Source organism: Amycolatopsis thailandensis (assembly GCF_042723255.1).
GTDB lineage: Bacteria > Actinomycetota > Actinomycetes > Mycobacteriales > Pseudonocardiaceae > Amycolatopsis > Amycolatopsis thailandensis.
On record NZ_JBHXJK010000014.1, the window covers coordinates 82154 to 106610 of the forward strand.

22 protein-coding genes are annotated in these 24457 nt (G+C 69.7%); 9 read left to right on the forward strand and 13 right to left on the reverse strand.

Translation table 11 applies throughout. From position 1 onward, the window contains the following. Nucleotides 1-64: 64 nt before the first annotated feature. The 5 genes from ACFWMR_RS08450 to ACFWMR_RS08470 all read left to right on the forward strand — a co-directional run bounded on the left by ACFWMR_RS08450 (nt 65) and on the right by ACFWMR_RS08470 (nt 4532). On the forward strand, nt 65-1456 hold the full coding sequence (locus tag ACFWMR_RS08450) for a hypothetical protein (RefSeq protein ID WP_378377919.1): 1392 nt from the start codon (nt 65-67) through the stop codon (nt 1454-1456). A gap of 152 nt (nt 1457-1608) precedes the next feature. Further along, nucleotides 1609-2166, forward strand: coding sequence for a hypothetical protein (locus ACFWMR_RS08455; protein ID WP_093937891.1), 558 nt, complete (start codon nt 1609-1611; stop codon nt 2164-2166). Between the two features lie 35 nt (nt 2167-2201). After that, the gene (locus ACFWMR_RS08460) at nt 2202-2672 is read left to right on the forward strand and encodes a hypothetical protein (protein ID WP_167406357.1); all 471 of its coding nucleotides are present in this window, start codon (nt 2202-2204) and stop codon (nt 2670-2672) included. A 42-nt stretch (nt 2673-2714) separates the two neighbouring features. After that, nucleotides 2715-3323: a hypothetical protein gene (locus tag ACFWMR_RS08465; protein ID WP_378377920.1), complete on the forward strand. Its 609-nt coding sequence runs from the start codon at nt 2715-2717 to the stop codon at nt 3321-3323. Nucleotides 3324-3374: 51 nt separating this feature from the next. Further along, a complete protein-coding gene (locus ACFWMR_RS08470) occupies nt 3375-4532 on the forward strand; it encodes a cystathionine gamma-synthase (RefSeq protein ID WP_093937894.1) in 1158 nt (385 codons plus the stop codon). A gap of 129 nt (nt 4533-4661) precedes the next feature. Here the strand turns inward: ACFWMR_RS08470 and ACFWMR_RS08475 are convergent, their stop codons facing one another. From ACFWMR_RS08475 to hppD, 8 genes are all read right to left on the reverse strand, one after another. Continuing rightward, nucleotides 4662-4940 (reverse strand): hypothetical protein, encoded by a 279-nt coding sequence (locus tag ACFWMR_RS08475; protein WP_378277044.1) that lies wholly within the window; start codon nt 4938-4940, stop codon nt 4662-4664. Nucleotides 4941-5070: 130 nt separating this feature from the next. Beyond that, nucleotides 5071-5937 carry a ferredoxin gene (locus ACFWMR_RS08480; protein ID WP_378377921.1) on the reverse strand — a complete coding sequence of 289 codons (867 nt, stop codon included), beginning with the start codon at nt 5935-5937 and terminating at the stop codon, nt 5071-5073. Nucleotides 5938-5957: 20 nt separating this feature from the next. Further along, nucleotides 5958-6401, reverse strand: a complete 444-nt coding sequence (locus ACFWMR_RS08485; protein WP_378377922.1) for a hypothetical protein — start codon at nt 6399-6401, stop codon at nt 5958-5960. Then, nucleotides 6401-6847 (reverse strand): hypothetical protein, encoded by a 447-nt coding sequence (locus tag ACFWMR_RS08490; RefSeq protein ID WP_244199941.1) that lies wholly within the window; start codon nt 6845-6847, stop codon nt 6401-6403. Before ACFWMR_RS08490 ends, ACFWMR_RS08485 begins: the two co-directional genes overlap by 1 nt. Beyond that, a complete protein-coding gene (locus tag ACFWMR_RS08495; protein ID WP_378377923.1) occupies nt 6831-11795 on the reverse strand; it encodes a hypothetical protein in 4965 nt (1654 codons plus the stop codon). The genes ACFWMR_RS08490 and ACFWMR_RS08495 overlap by 17 nt, the downstream gene beginning before the upstream one ends. After that, complete coding sequence (locus tag ACFWMR_RS08500; RefSeq protein ID WP_005167944.1) at nt 11795-12109, reverse strand: type VII secretion target; 315 nt, start codon at nt 12107-12109, stop codon at nt 11795-11797. The genes ACFWMR_RS08495 and ACFWMR_RS08500 overlap by 1 nt, the downstream gene beginning before the upstream one ends. Before the next feature lie 33 nt (nt 12110-12142). Then, nucleotides 12143-12703, reverse strand: coding sequence for a YbaB/EbfC family nucleoid-associated protein (locus tag ACFWMR_RS08505; protein WP_378377924.1), 561 nt, complete (start codon nt 12701-12703; stop codon nt 12143-12145). A gap of 198 nt (nt 12704-12901) precedes the next feature. Further along, nucleotides 12902-14101 carry a 4-hydroxyphenylpyruvate dioxygenase gene (hppD, locus tag ACFWMR_RS08510; RefSeq protein ID WP_093938892.1) on the reverse strand — a complete coding sequence of 400 codons (1200 nt, stop codon included), beginning with the start codon at nt 14099-14101 and terminating at the stop codon, nt 12902-12904. A gap of 122 nt (nt 14102-14223) precedes the next feature. Here hppD and ACFWMR_RS08515 point away from each other — a divergent pair, with 122 nt between their 5' ends. After that, a complete protein-coding gene (locus tag ACFWMR_RS08515; RefSeq protein ID WP_093938893.1) occupies nt 14224-14697 on the forward strand; it encodes an Lrp/AsnC family transcriptional regulator in 474 nt (157 codons plus the stop codon). Here the strand turns inward: ACFWMR_RS08515 and ACFWMR_RS08520 are convergent. The 3 genes from ACFWMR_RS08520 to ACFWMR_RS08530 all read right to left on the reverse strand — a co-directional run bounded on the left by ACFWMR_RS08520 (nt 14694) and on the right by ACFWMR_RS08530 (nt 16900). Further along, entirely contained in the window at nt 14694-15497 is an 804-nt protein-coding gene (locus ACFWMR_RS08520; protein ID WP_378377925.1) for an MBL fold metallo-hydrolase, read from the reverse strand. The two genes, ACFWMR_RS08515 and ACFWMR_RS08520, sit on opposite strands and share 4 nt — an antisense overlap. Nucleotides 15498-15744: 247 nt before the next feature. Then, a complete protein-coding gene (greA, locus tag ACFWMR_RS08525) occupies nt 15745-16245 on the reverse strand; it encodes a transcription elongation factor GreA (protein WP_378377926.1) in 501 nt (166 codons plus the stop codon). Nucleotides 16246-16444: 199 nt separating this feature from the next. After that, nucleotides 16445-16900, reverse strand: a complete 456-nt coding sequence (locus ACFWMR_RS08530) for a DUF4307 domain-containing protein (protein WP_378377927.1) — start codon at nt 16898-16900, stop codon at nt 16445-16447. A 145-nt stretch (nt 16901-17045) separates the two neighbouring features. Here ACFWMR_RS08530 and mca point away from each other — a divergent pair, with 145 nt between their 5' ends. Both mca and ACFWMR_RS08540 read left to right on the forward strand, forming a co-directional pair. Continuing rightward, a complete protein-coding gene (mca, locus tag ACFWMR_RS08535; RefSeq protein ID WP_093938896.1) occupies nt 17046-17939 on the forward strand; it encodes a mycothiol conjugate amidase Mca in 894 nt (297 codons plus the stop codon). Next, the gene (locus ACFWMR_RS08540; RefSeq protein WP_378377928.1) at nt 17940-18287 is read left to right on the forward strand and encodes a hypothetical protein; all 348 of its coding nucleotides are present in this window, start codon (nt 17940-17942) and stop codon (nt 18285-18287) included. Between the two features lie 95 nt (nt 18288-18382). Here ACFWMR_RS08540 and ACFWMR_RS08545 read toward each other — a convergent pair whose 3' ends face one another. Further along, nucleotides 18383-20875 (reverse strand): polynucleotide kinase-phosphatase, encoded by a 2493-nt coding sequence (locus ACFWMR_RS08545; RefSeq protein WP_378377929.1) that lies wholly within the window; start codon nt 20873-20875, stop codon nt 18383-18385. After that, nucleotides 20872-22239, reverse strand: coding sequence for a 3' terminal RNA ribose 2'-O-methyltransferase Hen1 (locus ACFWMR_RS08550; RefSeq protein WP_378377930.1), 1368 nt, complete (start codon nt 22237-22239; stop codon nt 20872-20874). The genes ACFWMR_RS08545 and ACFWMR_RS08550 overlap by 4 nt, the downstream gene beginning before the upstream one ends. Before the next feature lie 63 nt (nt 22240-22302). On the opposite strand from ACFWMR_RS08550, the gene ACFWMR_RS08555 reads away from it, so the two are divergent. Next, the gene (locus ACFWMR_RS08555) at nt 22303-24309 is read left to right on the forward strand and encodes a thioredoxin domain-containing protein (protein ID WP_378377931.1); all 2007 of its coding nucleotides are present in this window, start codon (nt 22303-22305) and stop codon (nt 24307-24309) included. The last annotated feature ends 148 nt before the right edge of the window (nt 24310-24457 follow it).

Genomic DNA, 24457 nt, shown 5'->3' on the forward strand with positions numbered 1-24457 from the left:
GGGACCCCCGAGTGGCCCTCAGCCGCAGCAAGACAACCCGTTCGGTTCCCCGGAACCGACCCAGGTGGTGCAGCCCGGCCAGCCGCCGGCCCAGCCCGACTACGGGCAACCGCAGTACGGGCAGCAGCCCACCTATGAGCAGCCCCAGGGTGGCGGGTTCGGCGACACGCCGGAGCCCACGCAGGTCGTGCAGCCGGTCCAGCCGGGTTCCGGCGACGCGAACGCGACGCAGGTCGTGCAGCCGGTGAGCTCGGGCGGGGAGACCCCCGCCAGCGAGTCCACCCAGCTCGTGCCGCCTGGTTCGCAGCCGCCCGCCATCCCGTACGCCCCGCCGCCGAGCGCGGCCGACAACCCCGCCGCCGGTGCCTACGGCGCGCAGGGTGGCGGTTTCGGTCAGCAGCAGGGCTTCGGCGGTCCCCCGCAGGGTGGGTTCGACCCGTCGCAGGGCCAGCCGCAGCCCGGTTTCGGCCAGCCGCAGCAGGGCTTCGGCGGACCGCCCCAGGGCGGATTCGGCCAGCAGCCCGGTTTCGGCGGACCGCAGGGCTACAGCCCCGCTCCCGCCGGTGGTGGCGGCGGGAACCCGCTGTTCGGTTTCATCGCCGGTGGCCTCGTCGGCCTTCTCGGTCTTCTCGCGCTGATCTTCAGCTTCGTCTACTTCGGCGACGCGAGCGAGTACTCCGAAGGCATCGACGCCCAGTCATCCAAGCTCGGCGAAGAGGCTGTCAACAAGCTTCTCGACCAGTTCGGCCTGGCTTCGCCCGGCACCGTCTGGCTCTACGTGATCCTGCTTCTGGTCGCTTCGCTCATCGCGACGGCGGCCGGTGCCGGCCTCGCCCTGGCGGGCAAGCTCCCGGCCTCGATCAAGAAGATCGTGCCGATCGCGGTCACCGCGGGCGGCGCGCTGCTGCTCCTCTTCGGCATCCTGCTCCTGGGCGCCACCACCGCGTCGGGCGACCGCGTCCCGAGCGGCGCCAGCATCGGGATCGGCTTGCCGCACCTGATCTTCGGCATCCTGATCGTGATCGTGGGCGTGGTGGGTCTCATCCCGGCGACCGCGCAGTTCGTCGGTCTCGGCGGTGGCGGTTCGGTGCTCGGCGCGCCGCAGAGCGGCCAGCCCGGCGGTTTCGGCGGCCCGCCGCAGGGTGGCTTCGGCCAGCCGGGGCAGCCCGGTCCGTACGGTCAGCCGCAGCCTGGTCCCTACGGCCAGCCCGGCCAGCCTGGCCCGCCTTCGGGTGGTTTCCCGCAGCAGGGCCAGCCCGGCGGTTTCGGGCAGCAGCCCGGACAGGCCGGTCCGCCCAGCGGTGGTTTCGGGCAGCCGGGTCAGCCGCCGCAGGGTGGCTTCGGCCAGCCGCAGCAGCCCGGTGGTTTCGGGCAGCAGCCCGGACAGCAGGGTCCGCCCAGCGGCGGATTCGGCCAGCCGGGTCAGCAGCCCGGTCAGCCCCCGCAGCAGTGGTGATTCGCCACCACTGAACGGTTTCTCCCGGAACGCCCCCGGCCCGTCGGCCGGGGGCGTTCTGTTTTCGCGGATGTCTTCGGATTCACCTGCCGCGGCCAGGTTCACCGGGCTAGGGTGAGCGCCGTTAACCCAGACCGGCCGATGGGGGCGACGTGAGCGGTCCGTACGGATATCCCGGACAGCCCGGCCCTCCCGGATTCGGCTATCACCCGCCGCAAGCCCGGCCGAACGGGGCGACGGCGATCATCGCGGGGTTCCTCGGGCTGATCGCCGCGGGTACCTCGGGGTACCTCCCGGTCTACTTCTTCCTCGAGCTGCCACCGGGGTTCAGCATCGGTGACATGCCCGGTCTCGTGCTGACCGCGCTGGGGCTGTACCTGCTGGCCGCGCTGCTCCTGTTGATCGGGGCGCTGTCGGCGTTCTTCCGCTCGGTCGCCGGCGCGGTGCTGCTGACGCTCGGTTCGCTGATGGTGATCGCCGCAGTCCTGCTGGAACCGTTGGCGTTCAACGCTTCCTACGGTCTGTACTTCCGCCTGCAGTTCGAGTTCGAGTCGTTCGCCGCCATCGCGCGGGTGGCCCTGTTCGTGGTCGCCCCGTTCACGCTGATCTTCGCGGTCATCCCGCCGACGCTGAAGTACCTGCGCTGGCGGCCGACGCCGGCGCAGCCCTACCGGCCGCGGAATCAGCTTCCCCAGCCACGCGGTTGGTGAGATCGTGGATCCTTCAACTCGGCTTGGGGGAGTTCATGAGTACTGATCAGTCTTCGGGGACCGCCATCGGCGCGGCCGTCCTCGCCTTCCTGTGCGGCATGCGGTACCTGTCCGAAGCGGGAGCCTTCGTCATGCAGCTCGCGGTTTTCGAACCGGAGCCGCGGTATTTCGTGGGGGTCGCCTGGAACGGGTTGCTCGTGGCCACCCTGTTCCTGGGCGGCGTCCTGCTGCTCATGCGGAAGTTCCTCGGCCGCACCCTCGTGGTCGTCGGGGCGGCGCTCGCGCTGGCGGCCTCCGTCCTCGCGAACGGCGACATCCGGCCCTATTTCTTCGCCGAGGTGGACGGGGAACCGTTGATCACGAGCGACTTCGCCACCTTCCTGTTGTTCGGGATGGCCGTCGCCGCCTTGGTGCTCTCGGTGGTCCGGTCGACTTCGGATTGGCTCGAAGGACGGCGGGGCCCCGAGGAAGAGCCTTCGAAGCAGGATCGGCTTCCCGGCTGGTAGCCGGGCTGACAGGATGAGCCGAAGAGTTCGACAGGGGGAGCGATGACGTTTCAGCAGTACCCGCCGCAGGGTGGATATCCGCCACCCGGTGCTTATCCGCCGCCGGGAACGGCACGGCGACCGAGCGGTGCCACCGGGATGATCGCCGGGATCTTCGGGATCCTCGGTGGGCTCTGGTTCCTCGCCGGAGTCGCCTTCCACGTCATCGAGCTCGTCGATTTCACCGTCGATTTCCTCGTCATCGGCGCGGTGCTCGACTTCGTCACCGCGGCCTTGCTCCTGAGCGGCGGGATCCTGCTGCTTCTGGGCAAAGGCGCCGGACGGATACTCACCGTGATCGGAGCCGGGATCGCGCTCGTCTGCGTGGCACTGGCCTTTGTGTTCCGGGCGACCGGCTCGTTCTTTTTCTTCTCCTACAGCGGGGTACTCCTGCACTTCGGTTTCGGCTGGCTTCTCATCCTGGTGCTGATACCGGCGATCCCGACCCTCGTGCTCGCGCTGCTCCCACCGACGGGGCGCTGGATCGCGGCCAAGAAGCAGCCCGCGACCGCCATGCCGTCGAACTTCGGATATCCGCCCGGGTATCCACCAGCCGGACCTCCTCCGGTTCCCGGTCCCCAGCAGCAGGCCCCGCCACCCGGCCAGTGGTGAGTTCGATCCCAGACGATGGGATCTCGAGGGTGTGGTCGTACCCTGGACTGTATGGCCGACGACTACTCTCTGCTGGGCTTCGAGACACGCGCGATCCACGCCGGGCAGACCCCTGACCCCCGGACCGGCGCGGTCATCGTGCCGATCTACCAGACCTCGACTTATGCGCAGGACGGCGTCGGCGGAACGCGCGAAGGCGACTACGAGTACTCCCGCACCGCCAACCCCACGCGCACCGCGCTGGAGGTCGCGCTCGCGGCGCTCGAAGGAGCCCGGCACGGTCTGGCCTACGCGTCCGGGATGGCGGCCAGTGACGTCCTGCTGCGGGCGACCCTGCGGCCCGGTGACCACCTCGTGCTCGGCAACGACGCGTACGGCGGCACCTTCCGGCTGATCGACAAGGTGCTCAGCCTGTGGGGCGTCGAGCACACGGTCGCCGACCTGGGGAACATCGCCGAGGTCCGCGCCGCGATCCGGCCGGAGACGAAGCTGATCTGGTGCGAGTCGCCGACGAACCCGATGCTGGGGATCGCCGACATCGCCGCGCTGGCCGAGGTCGCGCACGGCGCCGGCGCCCGCCTGGTCGTCGACAACACCTTCGCCACCCCGTACTTGCAGAACCCGCTTTCGCTGGGTGCCGACGTCGTCCTGCACTCGACGACCAAGTACCTCGGCGGGCACTCCGACGTCGTCGGCGGCGCGATCCTGACGAACGAGGACGAGCTCCGCGAGCAGCTGTTCTACCTGCGCAACGCGGCGGGCGCGGTGCCCGGCCCGTTCGACGCGTGGCTGACCCTGCGCGGGATCAAGACGCTCGCGCTGCGGATGGAGCGGCACAGCGACAACGCCGAGCTGATCGCCCGGATGCTGCTGAAGCACCCGAAGGTCGAGCGCGTCTACTACCCCGGCCTGCCGGAGCACCCCGGCCACGAAGTCGCGTCGAAGCAGATGCGGCGGTTCGGCGGGATGATCTCGTTCACCCACGTTGACGGTGAGCAGGCCGCGCTCGAGGTCGCGTCGAAGACGAAGCTGTTCATCCTCGCCGAGTCGCTGGGCGGGATCGAATCGCTCATCGAGCACCCGGGCCGGATGACCCACGCGAGCACCGCCGGGTCGACCCTGGAGGTGCCGGACAACCTGCTGCGCCTGTCCGTCGGCATCGAGGACGGCAGCGACCTGGTCGACGATCTGGCCAAGGCCCTGGGCTGACCGCCGCCGGGCCCAGGGCGGAAGCAAGGGACCTTTGCTCACGTTGGTTAGCACGCTAACGAACGTGAGCAAGGGTCCCTTGCTCTGTTCGCGCTGGTCAGCGCGGTGTGGTGGGAGGAAATGCCCCGGTTACGGGCGGAAGTTGCCGGGTGTCGCGCCGCTCTTCGCGTCCGCCTCGTGCGAGGTCCCTTGCGGTGCGGCGGGCAGTTCGGCGCCGTCCACGCAGCCGCCGACGAGTTCGATGTGGTTGTCGTGCCGGATGTACTGGCCCGGGTCCACGCAGCCGGCGCGATCGACCGTGTACACGGCGGCGCCGGTCAGCAGGGCGGCCGAAGTGAGCGCCAGCACGACCGGGAGCAACCCGGCGGAGCGGGTCGTCCGGACCCTGCCGATGTTCCCCCGTGCCATGTGTGCTCCCTGGTCGCCTTCGCCGCCGACGTCAAGAGTACCCGGATGGCGAAGTTGTCACGTGACGTATCCGCCCGGTGGCATGATCCGGACGCCGAGCGGTCCGGATCATCGGCCGGATCGATGAGTCCTAAGTGGACGATTGTCCCGTGATGGCGGCGACCGCGAGTTCGCGTTCGGGCTCGCCGACCTCGGGCAAGGTGAAGCGCGACGCCCGGATGTGACCGAGCAGTTCGGGATCGGGGGCCACGTCGTGCTCGCGCAGGTAGTAGGCGACCGCGCCCGGCCAGTACCAGCGGCCGTCCGTCCGGAAGTTCAACGGCACCAACGGTTCCCGGTCGGGATCGAACGCGTCGGCGTCGTAGCTCCGCGACGCCAGCACGACCGGAGCGCCGTCGAGGTACTCCAGCACGCGGTCCCGTTCGGCCGGGGACAACGGCTCACGGTTCACCACCGGACGGCCCGACTCGTCGAGAGCGTCGTAGACGCGTGGTGAGCGCAAGTCCTCCGGGGTCTCGGCGGCGGGGGTGGCCACCGGCGCCCCGGCGGGCGGAGCGACGTCGAGACCGATGCGCTGCCGCAGCCACGGCGGGATGTTCTGCTCCGCCCGCGGGAAGAACCGGAGTTCGTCCTGGAACCCGATCGGCGGCGGCGCCTGCCGCCACGGCGGCTCGACGTCGGCGAGGAAGTCGGTGCTGAGCACGGTCGCCGAGCCGTAGACCAGGATGGCGCTCAGCCAGGTGCCCCGGCCGGGCTGGTACATCCCCGCCCGCAGGTTCCCGAGCAGCTGCACCGCTTCCGGACTCGGCTGGACCGGGCGCGGCAGCCCGTCCTGACCGGTGACGAGCAGGTCGGCCTCGACGTGCCTGCCCGCCGCCCGGTACTCGACGCGCATCTGCCGCCAGCCGGGCGGCAGCGGCGTCGCGAGGGCATGGCCGATCTGCCAGACGAGCTGCTGTTGCTGCTGCTGGTTCAACGGCGCCTGTGGCCGGCTCATGTCCCCTCACTCACCGATGATCAGTCCGCCTGGCCGGCGGCACGTCGCTGAAGCCACTCCGCGCGCTCGCCGGTTCGCGGGTAGCGCTCCAGTTCCTGGGCGAAGAACCGGGCGGGTGGGACGTGATCCCAAGCGGGTTCGCCGTCCCAGTCGTACTCCGTGGAGTACCCGCCTGGGTGCACCATGTGGTACCGGACAGAGGTCCAAGCTCCCTCGCCCGGTTGCGCCATGCTGTCCCGCAGGTCCACGAAGAAGTCCGCGACCCCTGACGGCGGCGTCCACGGCGTGCTCGTGCCCATCACGGTCAGCACGTTGGCGGAGATCTCGACGTAGTCGCCCACGGAACGGAAGACGAGGAACAGCTGCTCGTAATCCGACGGTACGGAATGCACCATCCAGGTGGTGAACTCCTTGAACAGCTGATTGGCCTGTGCCGCGCTCGTGGGCACAACGGGCATGGGCATCAGTTCCGCTCCTTGTCTTCCGCCGCCGCGAGCTTCTCGCCGAGCCAAGCCGGGATGTGGTCAGGATCCCTGGGGAACATCTTCAGGTCTTCGACGTAGTGTTCCGGCTCCATCGGCGGAGTGAGCACCGGTTCGTAGTCGTTGTTGTAGTTGTAGAAGATCGCCCCCGGCGGGTTCATCGAGATCCGGGCGGAGAACCAGGTGCCGCGGCCGCGCTGGTACAGCAGCGTGCGCAGCTTCGCCAGGATCACGTTCAGCTCGTGCGGCGGCGCGATCTCCGGCCGGGAACCGTCGTCCATGATCACGGTGAGGCCGAGGTCCTGCGCCGGTACCGTCATCGCGCTGACCAGGTCGATGCGCCGCCAGCCTTCCACGGGGACGAGATTCAGCAGCGCGGTGCCGAGCTGCTGGATCAGGTCCTCGTGACTCTCACCCCCGGAAGTCACGGGGCCAGAGTGGGTCGTTGTGGTCATTGGGGAAGCTCCTGACGATTACCGAGATCCGGCCTTCGGCGTCCGGACCGTAGGCACGGTATTGGCGGGTGTGCGAGTCGTTGACGCCGGGATCCCGGAGCTCGAAGACATCTTCGTTCTCCAACGTACCGGCGAGGCCGCTGTCGTCCCGATCCCGCTCCATCTGGTACCAGCTGTCCTTGGGGTCGTAGATCCCTTCGACCTCCTTGGCGCCCGCGTTGCTGTTGTCCACGCGACCTTGCGTGCCTTGGTTGTTCCCTTCGCCGGAGCCGCCGACGGACGTGCCGCGGTGATGGCCGCCGTCGTCGATGTTCTTCCCCGACGCGTCCTTCCCGCCTTCCGCGCCGACCGTGGACTGCGCCGTGCCGTCGCGCCGGATATTGCTGGCGCCACCGGGATCCGGCGGTGCGGAGGTCACCACCGAGTTGCCCCGCTCGTCGGTGCGGTGGATCTCGCCCGGTGAACGACGGTGCAACGGGTTGCCGTCCTTGTCGTGCATTTCCAGGCCGTGATCGACGCGGATGGTCGCGTTGGGCGGCGGATAGTTCAGATCCGGGTTGAACGGCTGCCCGGTGTGCAGGTGGGTGATCTTGCCGTCCGGCCCGGTCTGGAACGAGCCGTATGGCAGGCCGTCCTTGTCCACCACGTGGATGCGCGTGTTGGGCGGCAGGTTGTCGCGGCCCGCGATCGGATCCTTGGCGGCGATCTTGTCGCTGATCGCCTTTCGCTCGGCGTCGCTGATCGCGTCCGGGTCGCCGTCGACGAATCCGCGCGGATCCTTGCTTCCCGGCGGCGGCTGATGCGAGTAGGTCAGCTCGCGATCGGGAGCGGGCCAGGAATCCTGGACCTTGCTGGCGTTCTTGGTGCCGTAATGACCGTCCTGGGTGATGTCCGCGCCCTCGGCGGCCCCCACCTCGGAGTTCGTCCGGCCGCGTTGACCACTGGTGGTGTCGACGTGGGTGATGCGCCCCGTGTCGTCGGTGTAGAAGTCGCCTCGCGGATGCCCGTACTCGTCGGTCGGCTGGTGCACGCTGTTCGGCTTGAGCGTGGGATTGCCGTCCGCGTCGAGCTTCGGGCTGCCGTCCTCGTTGGCGTGGAGGCGGTTGAAGGGCTGGTCCTGCCGGACCGCGTTCGGGTGCGGGACCGAATCGCCCTGCGGTGACGGCGGGTTGAACTCCTGGCCGTGTTCCGGCCGCCCGTCCGGCCCGACGTGGTACTCCTCGTGAAGCGGCCCCCGGTCGATCCGGTAGTTGCTGTCGGGCAGCGGTTCCCGGAGTTCGGGGTTCGGCCGGTCCGGTGTGCTTTCGGGGGTTTCGACCCACCTGACCTTGCGGTCGCCGTCGGTCTGGAAGCTGCCGCGGGGGTTCCCGTCGGCGTCCGTGACGTGGTAGCGGGTGTTCGGTTCGAGGTCGGTGCGCCGGCTGAACGCGTCGTTCGCGCCGGGCGCCCGCGGGTCGTCGGCCTCGATCCGCACCTGGTCACGGGGCTTCGGCGGCGACTCGATGTGGTCGATCCTGGTCACGTCCTGGCGGCCGTGCTGGGTCTTCACATCGGTGTGCGTCACCGTCCGGACGTTGCCGTCCGCGTCGGTCGGGAAGGTGTCGTTCCGATGGCCGACCTGCACGCGGTAGTCGGAGTTCGGCGCCGGGCGCATGATCTCCGGGTTGCCGGGGCCGTTCAGTTTGTTCGGCGCGACGGCGTCGACGTGCGTGACGTTGCCGTTCGCGTCGGTGTAGACCCGGCTGCGCACGTTGCCGTCCGCGTCGGTGACGTCGTACCGGGTGTTCGCGTCGAGCTTGCGCGGAGGCGTCGTCGGGTCGAAGAACGACTGGTCGCCGCCCAGCTGGACGGGGCGCGCGGGCGGGGTGAAGTCGGGCTCTTCCCAGCGCCCCTCGATCTGGTGCTGGGGGTTGTGGTCGTCGCCCTGGCCGCGGTCGCGGGCGCTGTCGGCGTCCACGTCGTGCTTGTCCGCGTGCGAGGTGTCCGGGGTGAAGCCGTCGTCGCTCGCCCGGCGGGCGGTGCCGTCGGGGCTGTGGACGTCCCATTCGCCGTTCGGCGGGATCTTGGGCCGGGGGCGGCCGTCGGGGCCGATCTCGTAGTCGGACGAGAAGACGCGCCCGTTCGAGTCGGTCCACGCCGGTTTGCTCGGCGCCATGACCTCGGTGTCGAGTTCCCGCGACAGACGGCGCGCGAAGTCGTTCGAGCCCGCGTCACAGCCGATCAGCCGGATCGGGCGGCCGTCGTAGTCCCCGTTGCGGCGCAGGATGTCCGCGAATTCCTCCGGGGTGTAGGTGCGGTTGCCGATGCGGGCGTGCCCATCCGGGGTGACGTGCACGTCGACGGTGTAGCGGCCGTCCGGATCCGGCTGGACCCGGTGCGGGAGGTCGCCCATGTCCGGGTCGCCGCGGTGGTACGAGCTGCCCGCGGGGGTGCCCTCGGAGTGCCGCTGGTTGACCTCGTCCGGCGTCAGCGGACGATCCGGCTCGCCGTCGGGACCCCGGTCGTGCGGTGAACCGTCGGGGTGGCCGTTCGGGTCCTGACGCGGACCGTGCCCGTCGGGGCCGTGACCGTCCGGCGAATGCGGCGGCCCGGAGTGGCCGCCGGGGCCTCGGCCGCCCGGCCCCGTGTTGCCGGGACCGCTGTTGCCGGGCCGGTTGCCGGGGCCGTGCGTGCCCGGTGAACCGGGCGTGCCGGTGTGCGGCTGTACGCCGGGGCCGAAGTCGTTGCCGCGCGCGACCGGCTGCGGCTGATGCGGCTGGTTCGGCCGTCCACCCGGGCCTGTCTGACCTGGGCCGCGGCTGGGGCCGGTGTGGGTGTCGGGAGTACGCGGACCGTGCGGGTCTGGCGTGCGCGGCGAACCGGGCGTGCCCGTCCAGCCGCCGCCCGGCGGCCTGCCGCCGGGCGAACCCGGGGTGCCGCCGGGGGCGCCACCCGGACCGCCTTGCGGCGGCATGCCGCCTGCCATCGGCTGACCCTGGGGCGGGACACCGGGCGAACCGTCGCCGCCGGCACCGCCACGCTGCGACGGAAGGTGGGACGGGCCGGCGTCGCCGACACGCGGTGCCGTGGGCGCGGTGCCGCTGGTCGTCGTGCCGCTGTCGGTCGGCCTGGTGGGGCTGCCGTTGTCGCCGGTGTGGTGGCCGGGCGACGGGTCGGAGCGCGGGGTGGGCGAACCGCCGCCGTCACCGCCGTGCGTCCGGGGCGCGCCGCCGCCGTCGCCGGTGTGGCTCGGCGAACCGCCGCTGTCCGCGCGGGTGTGCGGTGCGGGGGAACCGGCGTCCGGCGTGTGGCTGGGGGAGCCGCCGGTGTCGGCTCGCGTGTGCGGTGTCGACGAGCTGCCGTCGGGTGTGTGGCTCGGGGAGCCGCCGCTGTCCGTGCGGGTGTGCGGTGCGGGGGAGCCCCCGTCGGGTGTGTGGCTGGGGGAGGCGCCGGTGTCGGCGCGGGTGTGCGGTGTCGACGAGCTGGCATCGGGTGTGTGGCTGGGGGATCCGCTGCTGTCCGTGCGGGTGTGCGGTGCCGGGGAACCGCCGTCGGGTGTGCGGCTCGGCGAACCGCCGGTGTCCGCGCGGTTCGGGCTCGGTGAGCCGCCGTCGGGCGTGCGGTTCGGGGTGCCGGAATCGCCGGGAGAACCACCGTCGGACCGGGTGTGCGGGGCCGACGTGTCGGACCGGGCGGCACTGGGAGAGCCGCCACCGCCGTCGGGCGTGCCGCCGAGTCCGTTGTCCGAAGTGGACGGTCCGTCGCCATCCCCGGTGCGACCGGGTGATCCGCCGTCGGAGCGGGACTGCGAGCCGCCGCCGTCCCTTGTGGACGAAGAACCGCCGCCGTCACCGCCACGGGTGGCACTCGACGGGGAGTCTCCGCCGGAATCGCCTTGGCGCGATCCGCCGGAGTCGCCGTTCGACCCGGAATCGCCGGAACCACCCGAGTCGCCGTCGGAGCCGTTCGAGCCGTTGGAACCGTCGCCCGACCCGCTGCCGGAACCGTCGCCGTCCGGACCGTCCCCGGAACCGGATCCGGTGCCGCCACCGTCGGGCCCGCCGGACCCACCGCGGCCACCGCGCTGGACGAAACCGCCCGGCTTGATGTTCCTGGTGTTGATCACGTCCAGGCCGGTGACCTTGCCCGCGATCTTGCCGAAGACCTTGATGATCTTCTCGAAGACGTCGGCCAGCTTGCCCAGCAGCGGCGAGACCCGCCGCATCGCGTCGCAGAGTTCCTTGAGCTTGTCGGCGATCCTCGCGGCCCATTCGGCGATCGCGGTGACGGCCTGCGCGACCACCACGGGCGTGCCGAAGCCGAGGGAGAACACCGTCTCCAAGACCCAGGAAATGAGCTTGCCGACCGCGTCCGCGATCAGCTGGCGGATGAATTCGCGGACGAACGAGACGATCTCGCCGAAGATCATCACCACGGTGCTGATCGCGCCGGCGACGGTCGCCGCCCCGCTGATCGCCTCCGCCTGTTCCGCGGCCTGCTCGCGGTACTTGTCGGCCGCGTCACCGGTCCAGCCGGTGGTGCCGTTCTTGACCGCGTTCGAGAACTCGACCTGGGTGTCTTCCAGCTTCTTGGCGACGTTGCCCCAGGTCTCGGAGTACGACTGGATGACCGGCGGGTCGCCCGCGACGGCGTCCAGCATGTCCTTCAGCGGCTGCATGTGTTCCATCAGGAACGACGCCACCGACGACATCAGGTAGCCGAACGGGTCGATCGCGGCGCTGGCGAGCTCGCCGGCGAGGCTCAGCACGCCGAGCCCGCCGCCGATCCAGTCTCCGCTCGAGATGCCGTTGAAGGCGTCCATGGCCGACTCGGCGACGCCGATGCCCGCCCCGTAGCCGTAGTCGCTGTTCCCGGCTGTCAGCGGCCCCGGGCCGTCCCCGTCGGTCGGGGCCTTCGCGACGAGCGGGTTTCCCTCTGGCATCAGTCAGGCACCTGCGCGTTCTTGAACTCGGCGGCGAAGTTCTCGTCCTGTGTCCGGTAGGCGTTGGACGCCGAACGCACGTTGTTCGCCACCGCGGTGGCGGCCTCGACGGCTTTGTTCAGCGCGTTGATGCCGAACTCCTCGACCGGGTCGAGCATCATCCGGAACGGCTGGCAGATGATGCCGTACGCGTCGGTCGGCATGCTCACCTGCTGCGCTGCGTCGACCGCGCCGCGCAGCCCGTCGGCGATGCCGTCGATCTGCTTGGAGTGCGCGTCGAGGTCGGCGCCGAGCTCGTAACCCTTGCCTGCCATGGTTTCTCCCCTCTACCAGGCCGGATGGACGTTCTAGGAAAGGATGCTGCCGCCGAAGTCGTCGTCATCGTCGTCCTGCGAGCGGCGGCGGCGCGGGATCGGCTTCGGCTGAGGTGGATTCTGGGGCGGGCTCGTCTGCGAGGACGGCGGCAGCGGGGGTTCTTCCTCCTCCGGACCGAAGCGGTGATGCCGCTCGGGCTCCGGCGGGGCGAGGTCCTCCTCGGGCGGAGCCTCCGGGAAGGTGCTCTGCGCCTCCGTGATCACCCGGTTCGCCGTCTCGTCGGTGGTGCCGACGGTTTCGGCCATCGCCTGCTGCAACAGCTCGGGGATCCGCGACTGCGCGAGCTGCACGAGCCGCATGACCTGCGCCGAGACCTCGGCCATCCGCTTGCCGCTCACGGCCTCGGAGATCACCAGGTTCTTGAGCAGGCCCTTCGAATCGACCGTCACTTCGATGGTGTTGTCCTTCGACCGCTCGGTCACGGTCTGGCCCTGCACGCGGGCGGCCATCGCCTGATAGCGCGCGGCGGTCTCCTGGATCTGCTTCGTCCAGTTGTCCACCATGCGTTCGCTGGCGTCGACGTTGTCCGGCATCGGGACCCTTCCAAGCTGCGTGCTGACGTCTTCACACTGACGGTCCGGGGGAGCCTCCGGTTCCGGGTGCGCTCGAAGTTTAGTTCCCGTCCGGTGTACCACTCGCCGCCGACGAAGTCGGACCCGTCACGCAGCGAAAGGGCTCCTCACCGCACCAAGTGCGATGAGGAGCCCTTTCAGCCCTGCGAACTGCCGGGGTCAGAGGTTGCCGCGACGTTCCTGTTCACGCTCGATGGCCTCGAACAGGGCCTTGAAGTTGCCCTTGCCGAAGCCGAGCGAACCGTGCCGCTCGATGAGCTCGTAGAACACCGTCGGGCGGTCGCCGATCGGCTTGGTGAAGATCTGCAGCAGGTAGCCGTCCTCGTCGCGGTCGACCAGGATGCGGTGCTCCTTGAGCTTCTCGATCGGCACCCGGACCTCGCCGATCCGCGCGCGCAGCTCCGGGTCGTCGTAGTAGGAGTCCGGGGTGTCGAGGAACTCGACGCCCGCCGCGCGCATCGCCTTCACCGTCGCGACGATGTCGTTGGTGGCCAGCGCGATGTGCTGGCAGCCCGCGCCGCCGTAGAACTCGAGGTACTCGTCGATCTGCGACTTCTTCTTCGCGATCGCCGGCTCGTTGAGCGGGAACTTGACGCGGTGGTTGCCGTTGGAGACCACCTTGCTCATCAGCGCCGAGTACTCGGTCGCGATGTCGTCGCCGACGAACTCCGCCATGTTCACGAAGCCCATGACACGGTGGTACCAGTCGACCCAGTAGTCCATCTTGCCGAGTTCGACGTTGCCGACGCAGTGGTCGACGGCCTGGAACAGCCGCTTCGGCGCGCCCTCGGGGCGGACGATCTTGCTCTCGCGCGGCTCGTAGCCGGGCAGGTAGACGCCGGTGTACTTCGACCGGTCGATCAGCGTGTGGCGGGTCTCGCCGTAGGTCGCGATCGCGGCGATCCGGACGGTGCCGTGCTCGTCGGAGACGTCGTGCGGCTCTTCGAGGACGGTGGCGCCCTGCGCGCGGGCGTGGTCGATGCAGCGGTCGACGTCGGCGACCTCGAGGGCGAGGTCGATGACGCCGTCACCGTGGCGGCGGTGGTGGTCGAGCAGTTCGGAGTCGGGCTTGACGCCGCCAGTGATCACGAAACGGGCCGAGCCGGACTTCAGCACGAACGACTTGCGCTCGAAGTTCCCGGTCTCGGGGCCGGAGTACGCGACGAGCTGCATGCCGAACGCGACCTGGTAGAACCACGCGGTCTGCGTGGCGTTGCCCGCGATGAACACCACCGCGTCCATCGACTTCACCGGGAAGGGATCGGTCGAAGAGTCGTGGTCGACGAGGCCGACGAGCTGACGCAGCTGGTCGTAGCTCACGTCGTCAAGAGCACCCTGGGGTTCCACTGTGTGCGTCATACCCTGAAGCATCGGAGGGCGTGACAAAATGTGCAATGGTCAAAGATTTTACTGCGCACTATGTCCAGTGAAGAGGGGGACGGCGCAGTCATAGTGGACAACCTGCGTAGGAGGTAAGCGCGATGTCGGAATCGCTTGACGAACTGGACGCGCGGCTGCTGCTGTTGCTGACCGACTCGCCCCGGCTCGGTGTGCTCGAATGCGCCCGCCGGCTCGGGGTCGCGCGGGGCACCGTTCAGGCCCGGCTGGACCGGCTGACCGAACGCGGGATCCTCGGCGGCTTCCCGCCCGAACTCGACCTCGCGGCGATGGGGTACGGCCTTACCGCGTTCGCCGTCCTGGAGATCGCGCAGGGCCGCCGGGCCGAGGTCGCGGAGGCGCTGTCCGCGATCGACGAGGTGTGCGAGGTCCACGCGACCACCGGTCAGGGCGACCTCTTCGTGCGCATGGTGGCGCGCAACAACGACGACCTTCAGCGGGTGGTGGACGAGGTGGTCGGCGCGCCGTACGTGCGGCGGACGTCGACGTCGATCGCGTTGTCGACGCCGGTTCCGCCGCGCGTACGGCCGCTGCTGGAACGGCTGGCCCGGAGCTAACTCACCTGGGCCAGGTATCGCTTCGCCGAGCGCTGGACGGCTTCGTGCCCGTCGGTGCGGATGATCGCGTCCCACCAGGCGCCGTAGATCGCCTCGAACTCGTACGGTTCGAGCATCTCGGCCGCGCGGCGGACGATCTCCGGGCGCTCCGGGATCAGGTTCGGGTAGCTGTACATCATCCCGACGAAACGCCGGTCCGGGATGACCTGCAGGATGTCGCCGGAGAGCACCGCGCCGCGACCGTTCTCCCCGCCCGGCCAGTGCAGCACGGTCCCGCCGGCGAAATGCACGCCGAGGTTGATCAGCCGCAGGTCGGGGGCGACGTCGAGGGTCGCGCCGCTCCACAGCTTGATCGCCGGATCCGGCCTGCCGATCCACTGCCTGTCGCCCTCGTGCAGGTACACGGGCACGTCGAAGGCGTGGGCCCACTCGACCATGGTGGTGTAGTAATGCGGGTGGCTGATCGCGATGCCGGTGATCCCGCCGAGTTCACGGACCTGGGCGACCAGGTCGTCGTCGATGAAGCCCGCGCAGTCCCACAGGAAGTTGCCGGATTCGGCCTTGACCAGCAGTGCCCGCTCGCCGATGGCGAAGTTGGGGGTGGACCCGACACCGAGGAGACCGGGTCCCTGCTCCTCGATGCGAGCCGTGTACGTCCCGCTCGCGCGGACGGTGTTCAGATCGGTCCACTGCTGCCCGGCCCGCGGGACGTACTGACGTTCGTCCTCGCAGATCGGGCAGTCGGACCGGGATTCCGCGTACTGCATGCCGCAGGCGACGCAGATCGGTAGCTCGCTCATCGTTTCCCTCCAGATTTCTCCGGAGGTCACGCTAACGGCTCATATGCGCGCCCGGCCATATCGGGCCGGGCGCAGCGTCGATCGGCGCGCTGACGAAAACTCGCCGAAGAGGCGCCGGTTCGCAGTCGACTCGCGCTGCGTACGGGGGCGCCTCTTCATCGAGTTTCCGGGGCCTTCGGCCGCAAAGCGGCGCGCGCCGGTGAAGTCTCCGCCGGGCGCTGGGCGCCCTTGCGGAGACCGGAATGACTCACTTGCCGGTGTACGGCACGGCCTTGACGAGCGTCACCTTCTGGATGCTGCCGTTGGGCAGCTCGTACTCCCTGGTTTCGCCTTCTTTGGCGCCGAGCAGCGCCTTGCCGAGGGGAGACTCCGGCGAGTAGACGTCCAGATCGCCCTCGGTGCCCTCTTCGCGAGTCGCCAAGAGGAAGTTCTCGTCCTCGTCGTCACCGTCGTAACGCACGGTGAGGACCTTGCCCGGTCCCGCGCTGCCGTCGTTGGCGGGCGGCTCGCCCACCTTGGCCGAACGGAGGAGTTCCTGGAGGTGGCGGATGCGGGCTTCGTGCTGACCCTGCTCTTCGCGGGCGGCGTGGTAACCCCCGTTCTCCTTGAGGTCACCCTCCTCGCGGCTGTCGTTGATCTTCGCAGCGATGACCGGGCGGAGCTCGATGTAGTGGTCGAGTTCCTGCTTGAGTTTGTCGTAGGCATCCTGGGTCAGCCAGGTCACCTTGGTGTCGCTCACGGTCACCATCTCCTCGTAGGGGCCTGCCAGGCTTGGGTGTACAAGCCGGCCGCCAGACCGGCAAGGCGTGCCGACCTGGTTGAGATAAAGGAAAAACACGGCCCGTCTTGGGCCGTGCCGGTAGATCAGAGTAACACGGCGCGAGGTATCGCCGCCGGTCATTTCGGTCGCGCCTCGGCGTTGGGCGCCTGTTTCACCCCGTTGGCCGCTATGGCCTTGACAGGTACCGTGGTACGTCGTATGAGCATCCGAAGATATCAGCCGTGACCGGCTTTCCAATGCTCTTGATGGTGGTCGTCACCCTGCTGTTCTTCGAACCAGGCTGAACAAGGACCTCTTTGCGCCCGCTTTCGGCCCCGGCCTTGTCTCGGACGCGGACGACGCACACGCCCGGACGGTTCACGTCGTCCCTGGTCACGTTGATGGTGATCTCCATCGCGTCGCCCGGTTTCTCGGCGAACGAGACGCGCTCGCCGTCGATGGGCGCGCTGCCGAAGTTCAGGTACATGGCGTAGGCGAGACCGCCGCCGACCAGCAGCGCGATCGCCCCGAACAGCACGCGCCGCCAGCGGGCGGGCTTCGCGGCGCGGGACTTCCCGTACCGGCCCCCGGGCACGTCCGTTCGGGTGCTTTCCGCGGTGGGAGCGTCCTGTCCCGTGCTCAACCCGGGCCTCCCGGTCGGTGTCGTCGTGCTCGCAGGGACAATGGGGTCGTATGCGAGTGGTTCCCCTCGAGTATCCGCGCCCGGCCGGGCGGGCCGTCAGGCAGGGTGGCAGGGGAATAGGGAACGAGAAGGGGACGTTCGGAGCATGGTGCTAGCCAATGAACCGCCGAAGTCACGCCTCCGCCTGATGGCGGTGCACGCGCACCCCGACGACGAGTCGAGCAAGGGCGCCGCCACGATGGCCAGGTACGCCGCCGAGGGGCACGAGGTCATGGTCGTGACCTGTACCGGTGGCGAAGCGGGCAGTGTGCTGAACCCGGCCATGGACCGTCCCGAAGTGCTGGCCAACATGACCGAGATCCGCCGGGAGGAGATGGCCCGCGCGGCCAAGATCCTCGGCGTGAGCCACGCCTGGCTCGGGTTCATCGACTCGGGCCTGCCCGAGGGTGACCCGCTGCCCCCGGTCCCGGAGGGCTCGTTCGCGGTCATCCCGCTCGAAGAGTCGACCGGCGCCCTGGTCAAGGTCATCCGCGAGTTCCGCCCGCACGTGATCGTCACTTACGACGAGAACGGCGGTTACCCGCACCCCGACCACATCCGCACGCACGAGATCTCGGTCGCGGCCTTCGACGCCGCCGGCGAGGCCGGGCGCTACCCGGACGCGGGCGAGCCGTGGCAGCCGATGAAGCTGTACTACGTGCACGGGTTCTCGCGCGCCAGGATGACGATCTTCCACGACGCCCTGATCGCGCGTGGCCTGGAGTCGCCGTACGAGGAGTGGCTCAAGTCGTGGGACCCGGAGAAGGCCGACGTCATGGACCGGGTGACCACCCGCGTCGAATGCGGCGACTACTTCGAGCAGCGTGACGAGGCCCTCAAGGCGCACGCCACCCAGATCGACCCGAACAGCCGCTGGTTCGCCGTCCCGCGCGACCTGCAGCGCGAGGTCTGGCCGACCGAGGAGTACGAGCTGGTCCGCTCGCTGGTGGACAGCACCCTGCCGGAGGACGATCTGTTCGCCGGCTTGAAGGAGGGCTAAATGAGTTTCGTGGTGCCGGCGTTCGCCGTCGTTCCGGTGACGGTGTCGTCGCAGTTCCTGGCGCAGCAGCCCGGCAACGGCGACAACGGCGGCCAGGGTGAGGACTTCGGCAAGTCTTCGCCGGTGGGTTTCCTGATCCTGATCCTGTTCTTGATCGCCGTCGCGCTGCTGGTGCGGTCGATGACCAAGCACCTGAAGCGGCTGCCGGAGAGTTTCGACGAACCCGCCGCCGCTTCGGCGGAGGAGCCCTCTGCCGAGGGGACTCCGGCCGAGGAGACTCCCGAGGAGAAGGCCGTCGCCGAGGAGCCCGTCGCCAAGGCGGAGAAACCGGCTACCAAGTCCGACTGACGGGTCTCGGCCCGGGTAAGTGTCATGAGGGGTCCCCTTAGGACATTTTTCGTCCTAAGGGGACCCCTCATGACATTCTGGACGCCCGAAGCGCGTCAGAGGCGCGGGTCGACCGGATCCGATTCCAGTGCCAGCACCGCGAACACGCACTCGTGCACCCGCCACAGCGGTTCTCCGCGCGCCAGCCGCTCCAGCGCCTCCAGCCCCAGCGCGTACTCGCGCGACGCCAGCGCCCGCTTCCGGTGCAGCCCGCGCTTGCGCAGCCGTTCGAGGTTCTCCGGCAGCGTGTAGTCGGGCCCGTAGATGATCCGCAGGTATTCGCGCCCGCGCACCTTCACCCCCGGCTGCACCAGGCCACGCGCGCCGCGCGTCAGGTTCGCCGCCGGTTTGACGACCATGCCCTCGCCGCCCGCGCCGGTCAGGTCCAGCCACCATTCGACGCCCCGCGCCACCGACGCCGGGTCGGTGGTGTCGACTGCCAGGGTCCGCGTCCGGGTGAACAGGTCGCCGGTGAGCCGGTCCAGCAGCGAGAGGTGCCACTCGTGCGGGCGGTCGTGGTACGTGTGTCCCTCCGACGCCAGCACCTGGAACGGCGCCAGCCGGACGCCGTCGAGGCCGTCCGTCGGCCAGCAGTAGCGCCGGTACGCCCGCCGGTACGCGTCCACAGTGGACTCTCGGGTCCGCGTCCGCGCCAGAAGCGAAGACACGTCGATCCCGCGAGCGGCGGCCGCGTCCAGGGAGGCGACAGCCGCGGGCAGCACGGACTGAGCCGCCGCGCCGACGGCCGCGTACTGCCCGGCGATGAGCGACTCCGCCTTCGCGCTCCACGGCAGCAGTTCGGCGTCCAGCAGCAGCCAGCCCGTGTCCAGTTCCTCGAACAGTTCGGCCGCCGCTTCCCGTACGCCGGCGAGCAGCCGCGCGTTCTGCTCCGGGGTGAAGAACGGCCGCCCGGTGCGGGTGTAGACGGCGCCGGGTCCCCGGATCCCGAACCGCGCGGGAGCCACGTCGTCGTCGCGGCACACGAGCACGACGGCACGCGATCCCATGTGCTTTTCCTCGCACACCACGTGATCGACCCCCGCCGCGCGGAACTCGGCGAAAGCCTCTTCCGGGTGTTCGAGGTAGTCGTCCAGGGCCGACGTCGAACACGGCGCCATGGTCGGCGGCAGGTACGGCAGCCAGCGCGGGTCGACGGCGAAGCGGCTCATCACCTCCAGGGCGGCCGCCGACTGTTCGGCGGAAACCCCGACCCGGCCGTGGTGGCGGGTCTCGACGATCCGCTTGCCGGTGACGTCGCCGAGCTCCAGTACGGCGGGCTCGCGTCCGCCCAGCGGCCGCTCCGGTTCGAGCGGGCGTGCCGGTTCGTACCAGACCTTCTTCGCCTTCACCGAGACGACTTCCCGCTCCGGGTAACGCAAAGCGGTCAGCTTGCCGCCGAAGACACAGCCCGTGTCGAGACACATGGTGCCGTTGATCCACTCCGGTTCCAGTGTCGGCGTGTGTCCATAGAGGACCATCGCGGCCCCGCGGTAGTCGCGGGCCCACGGCAGCCGCACCGGCAAGCCGTACTCGTCGGTCTCGCCGGTGGTGTCACCGTAGAGCGCGGTGCTCCGCACGCGGCCGGACGCGCGCCCGTGGAACTTCTCGGGCAGACCGGCGTGCGCGACGACGAGCTTGCCGCCGTCGAGGACGTAGTGCGCGATGAGTCCTTCGCAGAACGCGTGCGCCTTCGCGCGGAAGTCCTCGTCCTGAGCCGAAAGCTGCTCCAGCGACTCCGCGAGACCGTGCGTCACCTTGACGTTGCGCCCGTTCAGCGCGCGGACCAGTTTCTGTTCGTGGTTACCGCAGACGACGAGCGCGCTGCCCGCCTCGCTCATCGCCATCACGCGGCGCAGCACCCCTGGGGTGTCGGGGCCGCGGTCGACGAGGTCGCCGACGAACACCGCGGTCCGTCCCTCCGGGTGCACGCCGTCGACGTAACCCAGTTCGGTGAGCAGTTCGTCCAGTTCCTCGCGGCAGCCGTGGACGTCACCGATGACGTCGAACGGTCCGGTCAGCTCGCGGCGGTCGTTGCGCAGCGGCTCGACGACGATCTCCGCCTCGGCGACCTCGGCGACGCTGCGCAGTACGTGGACCCGGCGGAAACCCTCGCGCTCCAACGACTTCAGCGAGCGGTGCAGTTCGCCGCGCTGACGGCGGACGACATGCTCGCCGAAGTCGCGGTCCGGGCGTGCCTCGTTGCGTTCGTGGCAGACCTTCACCGGCAGGTCCAGCACGATCGCCGTCGGCATGACGTCGTGCTCCCTCGCCAGCTTCAGCAGGCTCGCGCGGGAAGCGCGCTGGACGTTCGTCGCGTCGATCACCGTGATCCGGCCCGCTTCGAGCCGCTTCGCCGCGACGTAGTGGAGTACGTCGAAAGCGGCGGCCGACGCGCTCTGGTCGTTCTCGTCGTCGGCCACCAGACCGCGGAAGTAGTCGCTGGACAGCACCTGCGTCGGCGCGAAATGCGTCCGCGCGAAGGTCGACTTGCCGGAGCCGGAGGCGCCGACGAGCACGACGAGGGACATGTCGGGAATGGTCAGTTTCATGCCACGGCCTCCTTTCGAGACGTGAAGACCGCCATTTGGGTCGGCGGTCCTGATTCCTGGGACTCTTGTCCCACCGGCAGGTGGCGGACGTCGTAACCGCGCCGGGAAGCGACGCCCCCGGCCCACGAGCGGAACTGCTCGCGGGTCCATTCGAAACGGTGGTCGGCGTGCCGGAACCGGCCCTCTTCGAGGAATTCGAAGTGCCGGTTGTACTCGGCGTTCGGGGTCGTGACGAGCACCGTCCTCGGCGCGGCCACACCGAACACGGCGTGCTCCAGCGCGGGCAGGCGCTCCTCGTCGACGTGCTCGATCACCTCCATCAGCACGGCCGCGTCGTACCCGGCTAGCGACGGGTCCGCGTAGGTCAGCGCGGACTGCCGCAGCGTGATCCGCGCTTTGTCCTTGAGCCGCTTGTCGGCGATGTCGAGCGCGCTCGCGGACACGTCGACACCGACGATCTCGGTGAACGACGGCTCCTTCTGGAGTACGCGCAGCAGCGCGCCACCACCGCAGCCGAGGTCGAGCACGCGCCGCGCGCCCGCCGCCCGGAGCGCCGCGAGCACGCTCCCGTGGCGTTGCACGGCCAGCGGTTCGGGCCTGTCCGGCAGTTCGGTGACGCGGGCTTCGGTCTCGGCCGGCACGTCGTCCGCTTCGGCCAGCCGCGAGAGCGCGTACGAGACGATCGGGCGACGTCGTTCGAGGTACCGGTTGGTGATCAGGTCCCGTTCCGGGTGCCCGGTGAGCCAGCCCTCGCCGACGCGCAGCAGCTTGTCGGCCTCGTCCTGGCCGATCCAGTAGTGCTTGTCGCCGTCGAGAGCGGGCAGCAGGACGTACAGGTGCCGCAACGCGTCGACGACGCGCTGCGTCCCGGTCAGCCGGAGGTCGACGTAGCGGGAATCGCCCCACCGCGGGAATTCGGGGTCGAGCGGGATCGTCTTCGCCTCGACCTGCCAGCCCAGGGGTTCGAACAGCTTGTGGACGACCTCGGCGCCGCCGCGCGCGGTCAGCGACGGGACCCGGATCTCCAGCGGGAAGCGTTCGTCGACCAGCTCCGGACGGTTCGCGCACCGGCCCGCCAGCGCCGTGGTGAAGGCCGCCCGCAGCGCCACCGCCAGGTACGAGCCACCCGCGTACGGCCGGTCGTTGACGTACTGGGTCAACGACGTCCCGCCGCCGCGCACGAGGTCGACAGGGTCGATCTCGACCAGCAGCGCGACGGTGCAGCGCTCGTCGGACGCCTCGGGGTAGAAGACGTGCGCCGTCCCGGCCGAGAGCGTGACCGGCTGCGCCTTCTCCGGATGTTTGTGCAGGAGAAAGCCCAGGTCGGTGGCGGGTTCACGGGTGGTCGTCATGGTCAGCAACACCGGGTCAGTGTCGCGCAGAAGGCCGTTCCGCGCGCCCGCTTTTCCGCGTGCGACCCTGGTGGCATGTCGAATCGCCTGAAGGCCGCGACCAGTCCGTACCTGCTCCAGCATGCCGAAAACCCGGTGGACTGGTGGCCCTGGGGTGAGGAAGCGCTGGCCGAGGCGAAGCGGCGGAACGTACCGATCCTGCTTTCGGTCGGCTACGCGGCCTGCCACTGGTGTCACGTCATGGCGCACGAATCCTTCGAGGACGAAGCCACCGCGACGCTGATGAACGCGAACTTCGTCAACATCAAGGTGGACCGCGAGGAGCGCCCCGACATCGACTCGGTGTACATGGCGGCCACGCAGGCGATGACCGGTCAGGGCGGCTGGCCGATGACGTGTTTCCTGACCCCGGAGGGCGAGCCGTTCCATTGCGGCACCTACTACCCGCCTTCACCGCGGCCGGGGATGCCGTCGTTTTCGCAGCTGCTCGTCGCTGTCGCCGAGGCCTGGGGTGAGCGCCCGGAGGAGCTGCGTTCCGGTGCCCGGCAGATCATCGCCCACCTCACGGAGAAGAGCGGGCCGCTGCCGGAGTCCGTTGTGGACGGTGCGGCGTTGGAGTCCGCTGTCGCCGCGCTGCACAAGGAGTACGACGCCGAGAGCGGCGGATTCGGGGGAGCGCCGAAGTTCCCGCCGACGATGGCGGTGAACTTCCTGCTCCGCCATCACGAGCGCACCGGGTCGGACCTCGCCTCGGTCGAGCACACGGCCGAGGCGATGGCGCTCGGCGGGCTGAACGACCAGCTCGCCGGTGGCTTCGCACGCTACTCGGTCGACGCGCGCTGGGAAGTGCCGCATTTCGAGAAGATGTTGTACGACAACGGCTTGCTCTTGCGTTTCTACGCGCAGTTCCACGGCGTGACCGGCCATGAGTACGCGCGGCGGACGGTCGAAGAGACCGCGGAATTCCTGCTTCGCGACCTCGGAACGGCTGAAGGAGGCTTCGCTGCTTCGCTCGACGCGGACACTGACGGCGTCGAGGGGCTCACGTACGTCTGGACACCTGCGCAACTCGCCGAAGTGCTCGGCGAGGAAGACGGTGCTTGGGCGGCGGAGCTGTTCCAGGTCACCGAGCGGGGCAATTTCGAGCACGGCGCGTCGACCCTGCGGCTGCGCGACCCGCATCCAGAGGACGAAATGCGTTACGAGCGGGTCCGTCGCGCGCTGCTGACCTCGCGGAACGGACGTCCCCAGCCCGCCCGTGACGACAAGGTGATCGCCGCGTGGAACGGGCTCGCGATCGGCGCGCTCGCCAAAGCGGGCTCGCGACTCGACCGTCCACAGTGGATCGACGCGGCCGCTCGTGCCGCGGCTTTCCTGATGGAGAACCATTTCGTGGACGGGCGCCTGCGCCGGACCTCACGCGACGGCGTCGTCGGGACGACGGCCGGGGTGCTGGAGGACTACTCGTGCCTCGCCGAAGGGCTGCTCGAACTCCACCAGGCGACCGGAGAACCGCGTTGGCTCGCCGACGCGATCACCTTGCTGGACCTCGCGCTGGCCCATTTCGGCGTCCCGGAGTCGCCGGGCGCCTACTACGACACGGCCGACGACGCGGAAGTCCTGGTGCAGCGGCCTTCCGACCCGACGGACAACGCGAGCCCGTCGGGTGCGTCGGCGCTGGCCAACGCGTTGCTGACCGCGTCCGTGCTGGCCGGGCACGACCAGGTGGGCCGCTACCGAGAGGCCGCCGAACAGGCGCTGGCGCGTGCGGGACGGCTCGCCGCCCACGCGCCGCGGTTCGCCGGGCACTGGCTCACGGTCGCCGAAGCCGCCGCTGCCGGCCCGGTCCAGGTGGCCGTCGTCGGGCCGGACGCCGCTTCGCGCGCGGACCTGCTGGCCGCGGCCGTCGCGTCACTGCCGGACGGTGCCGTCGTCGTGAGCGGGACACCCGACGCCGACGGCGTGCCGCTGCTCGCCGATCGTCCGCTGGTCGACGGCGCCGCCGCCGCGTACGTGTGCCGTGGGTACGTGTGCGAGCGGCCTGTCACGACCGCGGAGGAGCTGCGCTCTCAACTCGGCTGAGGTACCCCGATCGGCTCTCGACGACGCCCATTAAGGGGGGGTTTTAAGCCAAAAATTTGGGGTTATGGCCCCAGAATTTTTTGTAGGCCGGGGGGGACACCCGGGGTAACCCACCCTATCGCGCCGGGGGTGGGGTGCGTTGTTTTGA

Excerpts from the sequence above, each read along its gene's own strand:
- ACFWMR_RS08460 (WP_167406357.1), top strand. The coding sequence starts at position 2,202 with ATGAGTACTGATCAGTCTTCGGGGACCGCCATCGGCGCGGCCGTCCTC.
- ACFWMR_RS08465 (WP_378377920.1), top strand. The coding sequence starts at position 2,715 with ATGACGTTTCAGCAGTACCCGCCGCAGGGTGGATATCCGCCACCCGGT.
- ACFWMR_RS08470 (WP_093937894.1), top strand. The coding sequence starts at position 3,375 with ATGGCCGACGACTACTCTCTGCTGGGCTTCGAGACACGCGCGATCCAC.
- ACFWMR_RS08475 (WP_378277044.1), bottom strand. The coding sequence starts at position 4,940 with ATGGCACGGGGGAACATCGGCAGGGTCCGGACGACCCGCTCCGCCGGG.
- ACFWMR_RS08480 (WP_378377921.1), bottom strand. The coding sequence starts at position 5,937 with ATGAGCCGGCCACAGGCGCCGTTGAACCAGCAGCAGCAACAGCAGCTC.
- ACFWMR_RS08485 (WP_378377922.1), bottom strand. The coding sequence starts at position 6,401 with ATGCCCATGCCCGTTGTGCCCACGAGCGCGGCACAGGCCAATCAGCTG.
- ACFWMR_RS08495 (WP_378377923.1), bottom strand. The coding sequence starts at position 11,795 with ATGCCAGAGGGAAACCCGCTCGTCGCGAAGGCCCCGACCGACGGGGAC.
- ACFWMR_RS08500 (WP_005167944.1), bottom strand. The coding sequence starts at position 12,109 with ATGGCAGGCAAGGGTTACGAGCTCGGCGCCGACCTCGACGCGCACTCC.
- ACFWMR_RS08505 (WP_378377924.1), bottom strand. The coding sequence starts at position 12,703 with ATGCCGGACAACGTCGACGCCAGCGAACGCATGGTGGACAACTGGACG.
- hppD (WP_093938892.1), bottom strand. The coding sequence starts at position 14,101 with ATGACGCACACAGTGGAACCCCAGGGTGCTCTTGACGACGTGAGCTAC.
- ACFWMR_RS08515 (WP_093938893.1), top strand. The coding sequence starts at position 14,224 with ATGTCGGAATCGCTTGACGAACTGGACGCGCGGCTGCTGCTGTTGCTG.
- ACFWMR_RS08520 (WP_378377925.1), bottom strand. The coding sequence starts at position 15,497 with ATGAGCGAGCTACCGATCTGCGTCGCCTGCGGCATGCAGTACGCGGAA.
- greA (WP_378377926.1), bottom strand. The coding sequence starts at position 16,245 with ATGGTGACCGTGAGCGACACCAAGGTGACCTGGCTGACCCAGGATGCC.
- mca (WP_093938896.1), top strand. The coding sequence starts at position 17,046 with ATGGTGCTAGCCAATGAACCGCCGAAGTCACGCCTCCGCCTGATGGCG.
- ACFWMR_RS08540 (WP_378377928.1), top strand. The coding sequence starts at position 17,940 with ATGAGTTTCGTGGTGCCGGCGTTCGCCGTCGTTCCGGTGACGGTGTCG.
- ACFWMR_RS08545 (WP_378377929.1), bottom strand. The coding sequence starts at position 20,875 with ATGAAACTGACCATTCCCGACATGTCCCTCGTCGTGCTCGTCGGCGCC.
- ACFWMR_RS08555 (WP_378377931.1), top strand. The coding sequence starts at position 22,303 with ATGTCGAATCGCCTGAAGGCCGCGACCAGTCCGTACCTGCTCCAGCAT.